This window comes from Mesorhizobium waitakense, from assembly GCF_056431085.1.
Genome location: NZ_JBWKME010000192.1, coordinates 199,687 through 214,430, shown reverse-complemented (window position 1 = coordinate 214,430; position 14,744 = coordinate 199,687). Strand labels below are relative to the sequence as shown.

At 63.9% G+C, this 14,744-nt stretch carries 16 protein-coding genes; 3 read left to right on the top strand and 13 right to left on the bottom strand.

The features are described 5' to 3' along the window. Window positions 1-169: 169 nt before the first annotated feature. The 6 genes from AC07FD_RS35560 to rplS form a co-directional block, all read right to left on the bottom strand. Window positions 170-805, bottom strand: coding sequence for a class I SAM-dependent DNA methyltransferase (locus AC07FD_RS35560; protein ID WP_478353619.1), 636 nt, complete (start codon window positions 803-805; stop codon window positions 170-172). 57 nt (window positions 806-862) lie between these two features. Further along, the gene (locus tag AC07FD_RS35555; protein WP_478353618.1) at window positions 863-1,672 is read right to left on the bottom strand and encodes an amino acid ABC transporter permease; all 810 of its coding nucleotides are present in this window, start codon (window positions 1,670-1,672) and stop codon (window positions 863-865) included. A gap of 77 nt (window positions 1,673-1,749) precedes the next feature. Next, a complete protein-coding gene (locus tag AC07FD_RS35550) occupies window positions 1,750-2,547 on the bottom strand; it encodes a transporter substrate-binding domain-containing protein (protein ID WP_478353617.1) in 798 nt (265 codons plus the stop codon). Between the two features lie 176 nt (window positions 2,548-2,723). Beyond that, complete coding sequence (locus tag AC07FD_RS35545; RefSeq protein ID WP_478353616.1) at window positions 2,724-3,209, bottom strand: MarR family winged helix-turn-helix transcriptional regulator; 486 nt, start codon at window positions 3,207-3,209, stop codon at window positions 2,724-2,726. After that, entirely contained in the window at window positions 3,206-3,640 is a 435-nt protein-coding gene (locus AC07FD_RS35540; RefSeq protein WP_478353615.1) for an organic hydroperoxide resistance protein, read from the bottom strand. The genes AC07FD_RS35545 and AC07FD_RS35540 overlap by 4 nt, the downstream gene beginning before the upstream one ends. Window positions 3,641-3,785: 145 nt before the next feature. Beyond that, window positions 3,786-4,331, bottom strand: coding sequence for a 50S ribosomal protein L19 (rplS, locus tag AC07FD_RS35535; protein WP_184872592.1), 546 nt, complete (start codon window positions 4,329-4,331; stop codon window positions 3,786-3,788). Between the two features lie 310 nt (window positions 4,332-4,641). Between rplS and AC07FD_RS35530 the strand changes: the two genes are divergently transcribed. Beyond that, window positions 4,642-5,394, top strand: a complete 753-nt coding sequence (locus tag AC07FD_RS35530) for a sulfite exporter TauE/SafE family protein (protein WP_478353614.1) — start codon at window positions 4,642-4,644, stop codon at window positions 5,392-5,394. On the opposite strand, the gene trmD is transcribed toward AC07FD_RS35530, so the two are convergent. Together trmD and rimM are read right to left on the bottom strand one after the other, a co-directional pair. Beyond that, window positions 5,376-6,074, bottom strand: coding sequence for a tRNA (guanosine(37)-N1)-methyltransferase TrmD (trmD, locus tag AC07FD_RS35525; protein WP_478353613.1), 699 nt, complete (start codon window positions 6,072-6,074; stop codon window positions 5,376-5,378). The genes AC07FD_RS35530 and trmD overlap by 19 nt on opposite strands. Further along, entirely contained in the window at window positions 6,071-6,670 is a 600-nt protein-coding gene (gene rimM / locus AC07FD_RS35520) for a ribosome maturation factor RimM (protein WP_478353612.1), read from the bottom strand. Before rimM ends, trmD begins: the two co-directional genes overlap by 4 nt. A gap of 230 nt (window positions 6,671-6,900) precedes the next feature. Between rimM and AC07FD_RS35515 the strand changes: the two genes are divergently transcribed. Next, window positions 6,901-7,839 carry a tyrosine recombinase XerC gene (locus AC07FD_RS35515; protein WP_478353611.1) on the top strand — a complete coding sequence of 313 codons (939 nt, stop codon included), beginning with the start codon at window positions 6,901-6,903 and terminating at the stop codon, window positions 7,837-7,839. A gap of 406 nt (window positions 7,840-8,245) precedes the next feature. Then, entirely contained in the window at window positions 8,246-9,313 is a 1,068-nt protein-coding gene (locus AC07FD_RS35510; protein WP_457150756.1) for a TraB/GumN family protein, read from the top strand. 666 nt (window positions 9,314-9,979) lie between these two features. On the opposite strand, the gene lpdA is transcribed toward AC07FD_RS35510, so the two are convergent. Genes lpdA through odhB form a run of 5 tightly spaced genes read right to left on the bottom strand, consistent with a single transcriptional unit; the run spans window position 9,980 to window position 14,731 of the window. Then, window positions 9,980-11,386, bottom strand: a complete 1,407-nt coding sequence (gene lpdA / locus AC07FD_RS35505; protein WP_478353610.1) for a dihydrolipoyl dehydrogenase — start codon at window positions 11,384-11,386, stop codon at window positions 9,980-9,982. Between the two features lie 24 nt (window positions 11,387-11,410). Continuing rightward, on the bottom strand, window positions 11,411-12,166 hold the full coding sequence (locus AC07FD_RS35500; RefSeq protein WP_457150736.1) for an SDR family oxidoreductase: 756 nt from the start codon (window positions 12,164-12,166) through the stop codon (window positions 11,411-11,413). Further along, complete coding sequence (locus AC07FD_RS35495; protein ID WP_478353609.1) at window positions 12,163-12,672, bottom strand: hypothetical protein; 510 nt, start codon at window positions 12,670-12,672, stop codon at window positions 12,163-12,165. The genes AC07FD_RS35500 and AC07FD_RS35495 overlap by 4 nt, the downstream gene beginning before the upstream one ends. Window positions 12,673-12,681: 9 nt before the next feature. Then, window positions 12,682-13,413, bottom strand: coding sequence for a DUF4241 domain-containing protein (locus AC07FD_RS35490; protein ID WP_478353667.1), 732 nt, complete (start codon window positions 13,411-13,413; stop codon window positions 12,682-12,684). A 37-nt stretch (window positions 13,414-13,450) separates the two neighbouring features. Continuing rightward, window positions 13,451-14,731: a 2-oxoglutarate dehydrogenase complex dihydrolipoyllysine-residue succinyltransferase gene (odhB, locus tag AC07FD_RS35485; RefSeq protein WP_478353608.1), complete on the bottom strand. Its 1,281-nt coding sequence runs from the start codon at window positions 14,729-14,731 to the stop codon at window positions 13,451-13,453. Window positions 14,732-14,744: the final 13 nt, after the last annotated feature.

Below are 14,744 nucleotides of genomic sequence, written 5' to 3'. Positions count from 1 at the left end.
AGCGCGCCGGAGACGCGCGCGGAGAAACGCGACGGCAGGCGTTTTCTGTCCTGCAGCACGAACCCCTTATAGGCCGGATTGCCAAAAAGCTCTTCCATGGCGTGGCTCATACCAATGTTTTCGCCTTTCGGCAATTGGCTGGTCCAATGGCTCAGGCGCGGCTCTCCCCTCACATCACCTCAAAGACAAAGGTCTTCACCAGCGCATCAGGCTCGGCGATCGCGTAGCAGCGGAACCATGGGCTTTGCTCGACCGGCCGCCATTTTTTCGCCTGCTCCAGCTCATCGAAAACGGCCTGGAAGTTGCCGCTCGCAAAAACCTGGTCGCGCACGGTGAAGATGGCGTGGCCGCCCTTCCGGGTGATGCGCACCAGCTCACGCAGGCCAGAGGCCGGCGCATGGCTGATGGTGAAAACGCCGGTTGAGAAGAAGGCGCGGAAATGGCCGTCCGGCCACGGCAGCGGCCCGCCCAGCATCGCCTTTTTAAGGTCGGTGTAGGCATCGCGGCTGCGGGCGATTTTCAGCATGTCGTCGGAGAGGTCGAGCCCGGCAATGTCGCGGTAGCCCAGCGCCTGCAGCGACGGTCCAGAGAGACCGGTGCCGCAGCCGGCATCGAGCAGCGGCCCTTCGCCCGCCGGCACGTGGCGGGCCACCCAGGCGGTGATCAGGAAAGGCAGGAGATAACCGAGCGAAGCGGTCTCGCTGTCATAGGTCGCGGCCCATGCGGCATAGGCCCCGGCCAGCGCTTCCGGCGTGTCGGCCGTATAGACGGAATCCAGCGCCGCATTGGCTTTGTCGACGTTCATGTGACCTCCTCGACGGGATATGCCGACAATGATCGTAGCGCCGTCTTCGTTCAAAAACTATTCTTCGTGCTGGCGGCGCAACCGCCGTTCCAGCGCCCGCAGTGCCAGGGAAAGGCCAACGGTCAGGATGAGATAGATGTAGGCGACGATCGAATAGGTCTCGAAGAAGCGGAACGAGCCGGCGGCATAGACCTTGCCCATCTGCGTGATGTCGGCGACGCCGAGCACCGAGACCAGCGAGGAATCCTTGACCAGAGCGACGAAATCATTGCCGAGCGGCGGCAGGATGGTGCGGATCGCCTGCGGAAACACGATCAGCCGGAAACGTTGAGCGCGTGTCAGGCCGAGCGCCTTCGCGGCCTCGATCTGGCCCCTCTCGACGGCCTGGATGCCGGCGCGAAAGACCTCCGAGATGAACGCCGAATAGCCGATGGTCAGCGCCATGATGGCGCGCCACAAGAGCGACACGTCGCGCACCAGCAATTCGCCGAGCAGGCCGGCATTCTGCAGCGGTGCGGTCAGGGCATTCCAGCCCGCGACGAAGGCCGGCGCGCCGACGAAGGCTATCCAGAACAACAGCACCAGGATCGGCACGCCACGGATGATCTCGACATAGAAGCGGGCGATCTGGCGTAGCCAGCGCGAGCCCGACAGCCCCATCAGCGCGATGCCGAGGCCGATGGCGGAAGCCAGCACGAAGGCGATCACGGTGACGAAGACGGTGATGCCGATGCCCTTGGCGACGGTGGCGAAAACCTGGGCGTAGAGGTTGCTGGTTGCGACGAAGACGGCCACCGCAATCGCGATGGCCACGGCCACGACCAGCCACCAGGGGAAGTCGGATTTTGAGGTAGAAGGGGCCTGCATCAGGCGAAGCCGGCGAAGCGAAGAGTCAGCGCGAGAATTACCGCGCCATCAGTATGCAATGCGCTCAACAAGAGGGGTTACTGCCCCATCTTGTAATCAAGGAACCATTTCTTGTTGAGCGTGTCGAACGTGCCATCGGCCTTGAGCGCCGCGATTGCGGCGTTGACTGGCTTCACCAGATCGGAGCCCTTCGGAAAGATAAACCCGAAATCCTCGGTGCCCAGCGGCCCGCCGATCAGCTTCAGCTTGCCGTCGGAGGCATCGACATAGCCCTTGCCCGCGGTACCGTCGGTCAGGACGACATCGACGTCGCCGGACTTCAACGCCTGCACCGTCGCACCAAAAGTCTCGAACAGTTTGATGCGCGGATTCTGCTCATTGCCGTCGAGCACGCCGTAGACGGCGGTGTAGAAGGGCGTCGTGCCGGCCTGGGCGCCGATCAGCCCGTCCTTGAAGGCGCCGAAGGTCTTGGCGTCCGTGAAGCGGCTTTCGTCGCCGCGCACCAGCATGAACTGTTCCGAGCGCATATAGGGGTCGGAGAAGTCGACCTTCTGCTTACGGTCGTCCTTGATGGTGATGCCGGTCATGCCGATATTGTACTGGTTGTCGGAAACCGCCTGGATCATCGTGTCCCAGGAGGTGTTCTGGTACTCGACGGTGAAGTTCAGCCGCTTGGCGATCTCGTTCATCGCATCATATTCCCAGCCGATCTGTTTTCCCGTCTTGGCATCGATGAACTGCAGCGGCGGATAGGCGTTTTCGGTCACCACCACCACCTTTTTGCCGGCGAGATCGGGCAGCGCCTGCGCCAAGGCGGCAACGGGCGTCAGCATGAGGGCAAGCAGGCCGGCCAGCAGCAGTTTCGATTTGGTCATGACACACTCCCCGGAAGTGAAAGCGCCCGGACATCGGCCGGGCTTGCAGGAAAATCCGGCGCCGACTTTAGCTTTCCGCAAGCGTCATGCAAGACGGTCCACTGCGTCGGCGCACGTGAAAACGGATTCCATTGCCTTCTATCCGGAGATTCCTGGATGATCGCCGTGGTGTCCCGTCAATCGGCGCTCGCTTCCCGCAAACCGTCGATCAGCCGGGTCAGGGAGCGATGCAGGGATTTCAGCTCGTCGCCGTCGAGCGGCGAATGGCACCGCATCGCGGCCGACACCGCCTTGGCGCCCTCGCGCAGTGCTTTGCCCTGAGGCGTCGGTTCGACCAGCACCCGGCGTTCGTCGGCGGCATCGCGCCGGCGCGTGACCAGGCCGTTCGCTTCCAGGCGCTTCAGAAGCGGCGTCAGCGTTGCCGAATCGAGCCCCAGCGCGTCGCCAAGTTCGCCGACCGTGCGCGGTGCATGTTCCCACAGTGCCAGCATGGTCAGATATTGCGGGTAGGTCAGGCCGAGCGGCTCGAGCAGCGGCCGGTAGAGCCGTGTCATCAGCCCGCTCGCCGAATAGAGCGCGAAGCACAGATGCTGGTCGAGCTTCGGTATCCCGGCGAAATCCGCCGGGATGTCCAGGTGCGAAGGGGTCGTTCTGGTGGTCATGCTGCCTTTGCCGGAAGCGCCGTTGCCGAAAGCGCCACCTCGATGTTGCCCTTGATGGCGTTGGAATAGGGGCAAACCTCATGCGCTGCCGATACAAGCGCTTCCGCCGCCGCCTGATCAAGACCTTTCGTTTCAGCCGCCAGCGAAACGCCGAGCAGGAAACCGCCCTGGCCATTGGGATGCAGGCTGACATTGGCTGTCACCGAGGCATCCTGCAGCGGCAGCTTCTGCTTGCCGGCGATGAAGCGCATGGCGCTTTCGAAGCAGGCGGCATAGCCCGCGGCGAAAAGCTGCTCGGGATTGGTGGCGCCGCCCTTGCCGCCAAGTTCCTTCGGCATGGCAAGGTCGAGGCTGAGCAGGCCATCGCTGCTCTGGACGTGGCCGGCGCGGCCGCCGAGGGCGCGGGCCTCGGTGGAATACAATGCGGTCATCTCGTGTCTCCATTTATCTTGTGCACGATTATTTAGTACACGATCTAAATCGAGTCAATCGCGGATTTCCTGCCAAGCAAAATTCCCACCAAACGAAAAAAGGCGGCCGAAGCCGCCTTTTCTATAAACATGATTGACGAAAAACTTATTCGGCGGTCGCGGCTTCCGCGGCCTTGGCCGCCTCAGCCTCGGCGGCTGCCTTCTTCTCGGCTGCTTCCTTGGCGGCCGTCTCGACGGCCAGAGCCTCGGCGGCTGCCACCTTCTCGGCCTCGATGCGGGCCTTCTCGGCGTTCAGCGCATCGCGCTCGTCATCGTTCAGCTTGCGGGCGCGCACGCCGGTGTTCTCCGAGATACGGGCCGACTTGCCGCGACGATCGCGCAGATAGTAGAGCTTGGCGCGACGCACCTTGCCGCGGCGGACGATCTCGACGCCTTCGACCATCGGCGAGTAGACCGGGAACACGCGCTCGACGCCTTCGCCGTAGGAGATCTTGCGGACGGTGAAATTCTCCTGGAAGCCGGAGCCGGCGCGGGCGATGACGACGCCCTCATAGGCCTGGACGCGGGTGCGGGTGCCTTCGGTCACGCGGACCTGGACGCGCACGGTGTCGCCGGGCTGGAATTCGGGAAGCTTGCGCTTGGCTTCGATCTTGGCGGCCTGTTCGGCCTCGAGCTGACGGAGAATATCCATCTCATAAATCCACTTCTTGTTCTTCCGACAGTCAGAGCGTCCGACACTCGCCTTGCAGTTCCATTGACCGCTCGGCTATGCCCTTTGTCTGGAAACATCGGGCAGGGGCGACTACACCGTCATTGTTGACGGGTCCGGTAGATTGTTCTTCCGGTTCGGCGGGCACATACAGCTATTTCGACGCTTTGTCACGCCCGATCCCGAGTCTTTTTTGGTCGCATGGCACCATCATAACCTTCCGGAGCCGGGTTGCGTCCGTCCTGCAAGCTTCCTAAGCCGGGCGCAGCACAGTTTTTTGCGGCGGCATTCCATGTCTATCTTCGACGCCATCCTGCTTTTCCTCGCGGGCTTTCTGTCAGGCGCCGCCAATGCGGTCGCCGGTGGCGGCACCTTCATCACCTTCGGCGCCATGACATTGGTCGGCCTGCCGCCGATCGTCGCCAACGCCACCTCCTCGGTGACGCAATTTCCCGGCTACATCACCTCGACGCTGGCGTACTCGGCCGACATCCGGCATTTCTGGCGCGGCGCGCTGCTGCTCTGCCTCATCTCGACGGTCGGCGCGCTGGCCGGCGCACTGATCCTGCTGGCGCTCGACAATCCGTCGTTTCGCGCCCTGGTGCCGTGGCTGCTGCTAAGCGCGACCGCATTGTTCGCCGCCGGGCCATGGTTGAAGCCGTCGCCAGAACCGGGGCATGAAGCGGCCGTCGGGTCGCTGGCCGGTTCCCTGGCGCAGTTTCTCACCGCCATCTATGGCGGCTTCTTCGGCGCCGGCATGGGCGTGATGATGCTGGCGACGCTCGGCCTGACGCAAGCCGGCGACTACCACCGGCTGAACGCGCTGAAGAACATGCTGGCCATGGTCATCGCCGCGGTCGCGATCGTCGTCTTCGTCTCGGGCGGCGTCGTCGCCTGGCCGCAGGCGATCATCATGATCCCGGGCGGAGCGCTGGGTGGCTATGCCGGCGTCTGGATCGCCAAGCGCGTGCCGCAGAACGTGGTGCGCGGCTTCGTCGTCGCGGTCGGCCTGTTCCTCGCCTTGTACTATTTCAGCAAAGGCTGAGCGCCGGGCAGGTCCGGCCGCCGCTGCTGCGTCAGCGCCTCGGATTGAGCCCGCCGCCAAGCGGCGATCTTCTTGTGATTGCCTGAGATCAGCACCTCGGGAATTTCGCGTCCCTCGAATTCCTGTGGCCGCGTGTAGTGCGGATGTTCGAGAAGACCGTTCTCGAAACTCTCCTCTTCGCCCGAGACCGCATTGCCCATCACGCCGGGCAACAGCCGCACCACCGCGTCGAGCAGCACGAGGGCAGCCGGCTCACCGCCAGAGAGGATGAAATCGCCGATCGAAACCTCTTCGAGGCCGCGCGCCTCGATCAGCCGCTGGTCGACACCTTCGAAGCGGCCGCAGACGATGACCGCGCCCGGTCCGGCGGCGAGGTCGCGCACGCGCACCTGCGTCAACGGCTTGCCGCGCGGGCTCATCAACAGCCGCGGCCGCGCGTCGCCTTCCGGCGAAGCATGGTCGATAGCCCTGGCCAAAACATCGGCGCGCATCACCATGCCGGCGCCGCCGCCGGCCGGCGTGTCGTCGACGGTGCGGTGGCGGTCGGTGGCAAAGTCTCGGATCTGGATCGCTTCCAGCGACCATGTGCCACCTTCCAGCGCCCGGCCGGCCAGCGACAGGCCGAGCGCGCCCGGAAACATCTCGGGATAAAGCGTCAGCACCGAGGCTTTGAACGTCACCGGTTGCCCCCGGCGTCGCGCGGTCCGCGCGGCCTGCCCTTCGGGTCGAAGTCTTCCTCGCGCGGCGCATCGCCATCCTCGTCCTCGAGCAGCCCGGCCGCCGCCGGGTCGACGCGGACAAAGCCCTCGGCGATAGACACTTGCGGCACCGCGGCCTGCGTGAACGGGATCAGCACGCCCTTGCGCCCGCCCAATGTCACATCGAGAATGTCGCCACCGCCGAAATTGTGCACGGCGACGACCTTGCCGATCGCAGCACCGGCATCGTCCCGGACCTCCAGACCGACCAGGTCGGCATGGTAGAATTCGTCCTCCTCGCCATCGTCGGGCAGCATCGAACGGTCGACGAACAGTTCGGTGCCGGCGAGCGCCTCGGCGGCGTTGCGGTCGGCAACACCCTTGAAGCGGACAACGACGACGGTGTTGGCGGGCCTGATGTCGATGATCTGGAAGGCGCGGCCATCCCTGGCATAGAGCGGCCCATAATCGGCCAGCGCCAACGGCTCACCGGTGAAGGTCTTCACCCGCAATTCGCCCTTGATGCCGTGGGCGGCGCCGATCACGGCCATCTGGACGGGGTTCTGGGGCTTGCTCATGGCGCGATATCCTTTGGCTTTGCTCTAACGCTCCCCGATTGTCATTTCAATGACATGGCTCTTCACCGCTTCCTAACCCGGCTGCCGGAAAATGGCGGCTGCTGCATGTCGCCCAAAAGTGGAGCCCGGTTTTGGGAAGACGACATGCATAGAGACAAATGCATGCCGCCCAAAAGTGGCTCCTGGTTTTGGGACAACGGCATGCATGAAACAAAGTTTGGAAGCACGCCATGCAGGAATTCCTCATCCCGGCAAAACCCGACCTCCAGGCGGCGCGTGAAAGCTGGCTGAAGATGCTGGCGCGCGAGCGCCGGCTGTCGCCGGAGACGGTCGAGGCCTATGAGCGCGACACGCGGCAGTTCCTGCATTTCCTCACCGGTCATTGTGGCGGCTCGCCCGGCATTTCGGACATCGCCAATCTGCGCCCAGCCGATCTGCGCGGCTTCCTCGCCGCGCGCCGCAACGCCGGCGCCGGCGCCCGCACGCTTGGCCGCGGACTGGCGGGCATCCGCTCGCTGTTGCGGTTCCTCGAACGGCGCGGCCTCGTCAACGCGGCCGGTGCGGCAGCCTTGCGCGCGCCGCGCCAGCCCAAATCGCTGCCCAAGCCACTGACGGCAAGCGATGCCAAGCATGTCGTTTCCGTCGAAGGCCAACTGGCGGAAGAGCCGTGGATCGCCGCCCGCAACGCAGCCGTGCTGACGCTGCTCTACGGCACCGGCCTGCGGATTTCCGAGGCGCTCGGCCTCGCCGCTGCCGATCTGGCCTTGGCGACCGACACCGTGCTGCGCGTCACCGGCAAGGGCGGCAAGACGCGGCTGGTGCCGGTGCTGCCAGTGGCGCTGCGGGCGATCGCCGAATACCGCCGGCTCTGCCCCTATCATCTCGACCCGAAGGGCCTTTTGTTTCGCGGCGCGCGCGGCGGCCCGCTCAATCCGGCCATCGTCCAGCGCGACATGGCCAAGCTGCGCTCGGCGCTCAACCTGCCCGATACCGCGACGCCGCATGCGCTACGCCATTCCTTTGCCACGCATCTGCTCGGCCGCGGCGGCGATTTGCGCACGATCCAGGAGCTCCTGGGTCACGCCAGCCTGTCGACGACGCAGATCTACACCGGCGTCGACACTGCCAGGCTGCTCGAAATTTATGAGGCCGCTCACCCAAGGGCATGATCATTTCGTCATCCCTGGGCGAAGCAGCCGCGCAGCGGCGTCGCGAAGACCCTGGGATCCATACCGCGATCTCAGCCGAAGAATGCCGCGGACCAGAATTCTGAACCGTGGCAGCGCTTTGAAGTCACGGCATGGATCCCAGGGTCTTCGCGACGTCGCTGCGCTCCTTGCTCCGCCCCAGGATGACGAAGCGATGGGCGTTTTCGCCAATTCACCAAGGCATGCGGTTTGGTCAACGCAAATAGACCCGTCAAAACGCCTGCGCCGAGTAGCTAGGACCGGTCAAAGACAATTTTGCAGTGCCGATTAACCGTTTTGCCGCTTTTTGCGCCTAGACCTGACCATGATCCCGAAAAGTGGGACCCGGTTTTCGGAAAAGGTCATGGTCAAATATGAAGACAGCGTCATGAAACGCGTCATCGCCATCGCCGACCGTGCAGCTTCCGTCTCGCTGAAGCTGCTTGTCGCGCTCAATGTCCTGTTTTTCCTGTCGTTCCTCGCCGTATTGCTGCTCGCGGCCGGCAGGGCGCATGCCGAGATCCCCACCTGCACCGGCGCCGACATGCTGTCTGCCTTGCAGAAGAGCGATCCGTCGGCCTATCAGAAGATCGAGACTGAAGCCGCCGCCACGCCGAACGGCAAGGGCCTGCTGTGGAAGCTGGAGAAGCCGGGCGAAAAGCCGTCCTTCCTGTTCGGCACCATGCACATGACCGACCCGCGCGTGACCGCGCTGCCGCCGGCCGCGCAGAAGGCCTATGACGCCGCCGCCACCATCGTCATCGAAACCACCGACGTGCTCGACAAGCAACAGATGATGGCAGCGATGCTCAAGGAGCCGGACCTGATGATGTTCACCGACTCTACGACGCTGTCGTCATTGCTGTCGCCCGACGATGCGGCGGCCATGAATGCCGCACTCGACGCGCGCGGCATCCCGCCGGCAACCGTCGCCAAGATGAAGCCGTGGATGCTCTCGGCCATGATGGCGCTTCCGGCTTGCGAACTCGCCCGACAGTCCGGCGGCGCCCCGGTGCTCGACGTCAAGCTGGCGGAAGGTGCCAAGGCCGCCGGCAAGCCGGTTGAGGGACTGGAAACGGCTGCCAGCCAGTTGCGCGCCATGGCCTCTTTGCCACTGGCCTTTCACATGAAGGGGCTGGTCGACACGCTGAAGCTGGGCGACAAGGTCAACGACATCAACGAAACCATGATCGTTCTTTACCAGCGCGGCGACACCGGCATGTTCTGGCCGCTGTTCCGCGCCGCCATGCCCGATGAGCAGGACGACCCCGCAGGCTATGCCGCGTTCGAGGAAACCATGATCACCAGCCGCAACAAGGTGATGGTCGATCATGCCCAGCCGATCCTGGCCAGGGGCAATGCCTTCATGGCGGTCGGCGCCCTCCACCTTCCCGGTCCCGAAGGCCTGGTCGAGGATTTCCGCAAAGCCGGCTATACTGTCACCGCTGTCAACTGAGTCGCCGCATGGTGGTGGAGGGTCCGGGCGTCGCGTTTTCGGCGTTTTCCTCGACTAGTGTGAAACCCATTCGACGGTAACGCGTTGATGGCTGTTGTTTGATGTTTTTCATCCACGGAGGACACTTTTATGGCGAACACACCGAATCCAAACGACCCGTTCAATTCGTCCACCAACGCTCCACGCCCAAGCGGCGGTGGCAGCACCTGGCTGATTGTGCTGGTCGTCGTTATTCTGGCGGTTGTCGCGTATTATGTTTTCGGAAGAAGCGGCGGTGAGCATCCGGCACCTGCCGAGGCGCCGGCGGCCAGCACACCGGCACCTGCGCCGGCTCCTGCAGAACCGATGAAGCCCGCCGAACCGGCTCCGGCCGCGCCCGCTCCCGCGGCGCCTGCCCCAGCGCCCGCACCGGCTCCAGCGCCTGCGCCGGCTCCTGCCGCACCGGCCAACTGATCAGGCTCGATATCGAATACGAACGGCCCGCTGAAAAGCGGGCCGTTTTGCTTTGTGTAGGGCCGCCTTAAAGGCCTTTCCAGAAACTCGCTCCGGTGAGTCAGCTGGCGTGGTTTTCGAGAACCGGAGCGCAGCGGACGTTTGGGTCCGTGAGCACCGGAAGCGGAGAAAACCTCACCAGATGGCCGCCGGAGTAGAGTTTATGAAAGGCCTTTATATGTGGATCGGCTTGAAGAAGGTCGCCAGCGCCGCCTCCTTGACCGCTTCCGACATCGTCGGGTGTGCATGGCAGGTGCGGGCGAGATCCTCGGACGAGCCGCCGAATTCCATCAGCACCGCCGCCTCGTGGATCATCTCGCCAGCGCCGAAACCGACAATATGAACACCAAGCACGCGGTCGCTTGCCTTGTCGGCGAGGATCTTGACGAAACCGTCGGTGTGCAGCATGGCGCGCGCCCGGCCATTGGCGGTGAACGGGAATTTTCCCGCCTTGTAGTCGATGCCCGCCTTCTTCAGCTCCTCCTCGGTCTTGCCGACCGAGGCGATTTCCGGACTGGTGTAGACGACACTCGGAATGACGTCATAGTTCACATGGCCGGCTTGGCCGGCGATGGTTTCCGCCACCGCCACGCCCTCGTCCTCGGCCTTGTGTGCCAGCATCGGCCCGGCGATGACATCGCCGATGGCGTAGATGCCGGGTACGTTGGTTCTGAGATGGCCATCGGTCGTGACCCGGCCACGCTCGTCGACCTCGACGCCGGCTCCCTTGAGCCCGAGAGTGTCGGAATAGGCGCGGCGCCCGGTGGCGATCAGCACCGCGTCGGCCTCGATGGTCTCGGCAGCACCGCCCTTGACCGGCTCGAAGGTGACGGTCGCGCCCTTCTTGGCCTTGGCGACACCGGTGGCCTTGGCGCCGAGCTTGAACTCGAAACCCTGCTTCGACAGCAGCCGCTGGAACTGTTTGGAGACCTCGCCGTCCATACCGCCCAGGATGGTGTCGAGAAATTCGACGACAGTGACCTTGGCGCCAAGCCGCGCCCACACCGAGCCGAGCTCGAGGCCGATGACACCGCCGCCGACCACCACCAGATGACCGGGCACTTTCTCCAGCGACAGCGCGCCGGTCGACGACACGATCACCTTCTCGTCGATGTCGACCTTGACGCCGGGAATGCCGGCGACATCCGAACCGGTGGCGATGACGATGTTCTTGGTCTCGATCTCCTCGACCTTGCCGTCCTCGCCGGTCACCGAGACTTTGCCGGCCGCGATCACCTTGCCGGTGCCGCGGAAGCTGTCGATTTTGTTTTTCTTGAACAGGAAGGCGACGCCGTTGACGTTCGACGCCACCGTCGCGTCCTTGTGCGCCATCATCTTCTTCAGGTTCAATTTCGGCGCTGATATCTCGACACCGAGCGTGTCGAAGGAATGGCCGGCCTCGGCGAACATCTCGGAGGCGTAAAGCAGCGCCTTGGACGGAATGCAGCCGATGTTGAGGCAGGTGCCGCCGAAGGTCGCGTTCTTCTCGACCACCGCCGTCTTCAGCCCGAGCTGCGCCGCCTTGATGGCGCAGACATAGCCGCCCGGTCCCGATCCGATGATAACGACGTCATAAGCCATGATACTGTCCTTCTTGATTGGGGCTCAGCGGCCGCCGCTTACATTCAGGATCGCGCCCGTCGTATAGGACGCGGCGTCGGATAAGAGATAGAGAACCGCACCAGCGACTTCATCAGCCGTGCCCGCTCTTTTCATCGGAAGCGTATCCTGGATGAGTGCCACCCGATCCGGCTGTCCGCCGGAGGCATGGATGTCCGTATCGATGATGCCCGGGCGCACCGCATTGACGCGGATGCCTTCCAGCGCCACCTCGCGGGCGAGCCCGATGGTGAACGTGTCGATGGCGCCCTTGGAGGCGGCATAGTCGACATAGTTGTCCGCGGCGCCAAGCACCGCCGCAGCCGACGAGATGTTGACGATGGCGCCGCCCTTGCCGCCGTGGCGCGTCGACATGCGCTTCACCGCCTCGCGGGCGCACAGGAACGAACCAACGACATTGATGCGCATCATGCGCTCCAGCCGCGAAAAATCCATCTCGTCGACGCGAGCCTTGGCGTCGACGATGCCGGCATTGTTGACGAAGGCATCGAGCCGGCCATAGGCGCGGTCGACGGCACCGAACATGGCAACGATATCGGCCTCGACGCCGACATCGCCCTTGACGGCAAGAGCGTCGCCGCCGGCGGCCTGGATCTCTGCGACCAGCGCATCGGCGGCGTCCTTGTTCGCAGCGTAGTTGACCGCGACGCGGTAGCCGGTCTTCGAGCCGAGCCGGCAGATCGCGGCGCCGATGCCGCGGCTGCCGCCGGTGACCAGCAGCACCTTTTGCGTATCGGTCATTCCTGGCATCCCTTCAAGGCAAACACATCCCACGGCACTTTCGAAAATCCATTGCCGCCATAGGCCGAGGATTGACGCAACGACTGCCCAAGATCCGGCAGGATCAGCGTCTTCGGCGCCTCGACGCCTTCGGCCGGCAGCAGGCCGATGCTGCCCTTGTCGTCCGACGTGTAGATGACGCCGTGCCAGGCCGTACAGGCGGCGAGCTCCTCGCCGGTGACGTCGCCCTCGGGGCATTTGTACATCAGCACGCCGTTCGGCCGCGACACGCCCTCGTTCCACATGACGATGCCGCTCAGCACCACATTGTTGTCGAGGATCATCCGGAAGCTGTTGGTGACGGTCGCCGAGGTGCCGGTCGGGCTAAAATCGATCTCACTGCCGCTTTGGGCCTCGCCATAGACGGCGAGTTCGATCGGGCAGGCTGCGATTGTGGCGGTGCCGGTGAACAAAACAGCCAGAGATCCCGCTAGGCATGCGATGGCGGACGACAAGGGGCTTTGCATCGCGGCGACCTACTGGCTCTCGCGGCCATCGGCGTTTTCAAGCACTTCAAAGTCGGTCATCAGCAGCAGCGGCTCGCCAGCCGCGCTGAGTCCCCAGAACGATGGATAGATTCCGTCACCCCAGCCGCTCCAGAACATCGCAATGTTGAGGGGTTTGCCGACAACGGGGTGATGCATCGCGAACCGATCCTGGTTGGGCGCAAACTCGGCCGCCAGGACGTCGTCATAGTAATTCTGCTTGGCTTCAAGCTTGTCCTGCTGCTCGGACATCAACGCCATTGCCATCTTGTCCATGAACGAACCAAGACCGGCATCGACGGGATATCCAAATACCTCGTTGCCCTTCAGGGTCGATGCATCCTGATCGGGCAAGGTTGCCAGCTCCCAGCGAAACGGCCTGCCGGGCCGGAAGCGCAGGACTGCTGCAGCAACACGGCCTTGTGCCTCAAGCAACGATACCGGGTAGCGCCCTGGTCTGACCTTGCGGCTCAACGCTGGCCAGTCAGTTCCGGTAGTCAGGGGATCGCAGGCGATAATTTCGCCTGTCGGCAAATCCAGCTCGCCGATCACCGTGACGGTTATCTCGCGCTCCGCCATTTGCGTATCGCTCAGGTCGAAGAGGCCGAGATTGCTGCTCGCCTGCGCCGGATCCCATTCGGCCGACACCACCGCCGACGTGGACATAGAGGTCCAAGGCTCACGCCGTAAAATCCGTAGCCCACGGCCCAGCTTGAACCCCAACTGCTCCAGCCAGCCGCTCATTGCGGATCAGCTCCGCTCACAGATCCAGAACCAGCCGTTCCGGATCCTCCAGGCTTTCCTTGACGCGGACCAGGAAGGTCACCGCTTCCTTGCCGTCGACGATGCGGTGATCGTAGCTGAGCGCCAGATACATCATCGGCCGGATCACGATCTGGCCACCGACCACCACCGGCCGGTCCTGGATCTTGTGCATGCCCAAAATGCCCGACTGCGGCGCGTTGAGGATCGGCGTCGACATCAGCGACCCGTAGACGCCACCGTTGGAAATCGTAAACGTGCCGCCCTGCATGTCGGCGACCGACAGCTTGCCATCGCGCGCGGCGATGCCCAGGCGGCCGATCTCCTTCTCGATCTCGGCGATCGACATCTGATCGGCATCGCGCACGACCGGCACGACCAGGCCCTTTTCGGTGCCGACGGCGACGCCGATATGGGCATAGTTCTTGAAGATGATGTCGGTGCTGTCGATCTCGGCATTGACCGAGGGGATTTCCTTCAAAGCGTGGGTGACGGCCTTGGTGAAGAAGCCCATGAAGCCGAGCTTCACGCCGTGCTTCTTCTCGAACACGTCCTTGTACTTGGCCCTGAGCGCCATCACGGCGCTCATGTCGACCTCGTTGAAGGTGGTCAGCATGGCGGCAGTCGACTGCGCTTCCTTGAGCCGGCGCGCGATGGTCTGGCGCAGCTTGGTCATCCGCACGCGCTCCTCGCGCGAAGCGTCATCGCCGGAGGATGGCGCACGCACGGCAACCGGAGCTGGCGCTGCCTTGGGTGTCTCGGCCGGCTGTGACGGCGCGCCCTTCGAGATCGCGTCGAGCACGTCGCCTTTCAGAACCTGGCCACGCTTGCCGGAACCCGAGAGCTGGTCGACAGCGAGATTGTTCTCGGCGATCAGCTTTGCCGCAGCCGGGGCCGGCGGCATGGTGCGCGGCTCGACCGCGCCGGCGTCGCCGGCGATCTTGGCGGTTTCGGCCGCGGCCTGCTTGCCGGTCGATGCCGCATCCGGCGACGAAGCCTGCGACACCGCCTGTGGCTTGGTCACTGGGGCAACAGCCCCATCACCTGCCGAAATCGAACCCAGCAGCGCGCCGACGCCGACAGTTTCGCCTTCCTTGACGGTGATCTCGCCCAGCGTGCCGGCGGCGGCGGCAGGCACCTCCACCGTCACCTTGTCGGTCTCGAGCTCGACCAGCGGTTCATCGGCGGCGATCGTGTCGCCGACCTTCTTGAACCATTTGCCGACGGTCGCTTCGGTGACGGATTCGCCGAGAGTGGGAACGCGGATTTCGGTAGCCATTGTGCCTGTCCGT

Excerpts from the sequence above, each read along its gene's own strand:
- AC07FD_RS35560 (WP_478353619.1), bottom strand. The coding sequence starts at position 805 with ATGAACGTCGACAAAGCCAATGCGGCGCTGGATTCCGTCTATACGGCC.
- AC07FD_RS35555 (WP_478353618.1), bottom strand. The coding sequence starts at position 1,672 with ATGCAGGCCCCTTCTACCTCAAAATCCGACTTCCCCTGGTGGCTGGTC.
- AC07FD_RS35550 (WP_478353617.1), bottom strand. The coding sequence starts at position 2,547 with ATGACCAAATCGAAACTGCTGCTGGCCGGCCTGCTTGCCCTCATGCTG.
- AC07FD_RS35545 (WP_478353616.1), bottom strand. The coding sequence starts at position 3,209 with ATGACCACCAGAACGACCCCTTCGCACCTGGACATCCCGGCGGATTTC.
- AC07FD_RS35540 (WP_478353615.1), bottom strand. The coding sequence starts at position 3,640 with ATGACCGCATTGTATTCCACCGAGGCCCGCGCCCTCGGCGGCCGCGCC.
- rplS (WP_184872592.1), bottom strand. The coding sequence starts at position 4,331 with ATGGATATTCTCCGTCAGCTCGAGGCCGAACAGGCCGCCAAGATCGAA.
- AC07FD_RS35530 (WP_478353614.1), top strand. The coding sequence starts at position 4,642 with ATGTCTATCTTCGACGCCATCCTGCTTTTCCTCGCGGGCTTTCTGTCA.
- rimM (WP_478353612.1), bottom strand. The coding sequence starts at position 6,670 with ATGAGCAAGCCCCAGAACCCCGTCCAGATGGCCGTGATCGGCGCCGCC.
- AC07FD_RS35515 (WP_478353611.1), top strand. The coding sequence starts at position 6,901 with ATGCAGGAATTCCTCATCCCGGCAAAACCCGACCTCCAGGCGGCGCGT.
- AC07FD_RS35510 (WP_457150756.1), top strand. The coding sequence starts at position 8,246 with ATGAAACGCGTCATCGCCATCGCCGACCGTGCAGCTTCCGTCTCGCTG.
- lpdA (WP_478353610.1), bottom strand. The coding sequence starts at position 11,386 with ATGGCTTATGACGTCGTTATCATCGGATCGGGACCGGGCGGCTATGTC.
- AC07FD_RS35500 (WP_457150736.1), bottom strand. The coding sequence starts at position 12,166 with ATGACCGATACGCAAAAGGTGCTGCTGGTCACCGGCGGCAGCCGCGGC.
- AC07FD_RS35495 (WP_478353609.1), bottom strand. The coding sequence starts at position 12,672 with ATGCAAAGCCCCTTGTCGTCCGCCATCGCATGCCTAGCGGGATCTCTG.
- odhB (WP_478353608.1), bottom strand. The coding sequence starts at position 14,731 with ATGGCTACCGAAATCCGCGTTCCCACTCTCGGCGAATCCGTCACCGAA.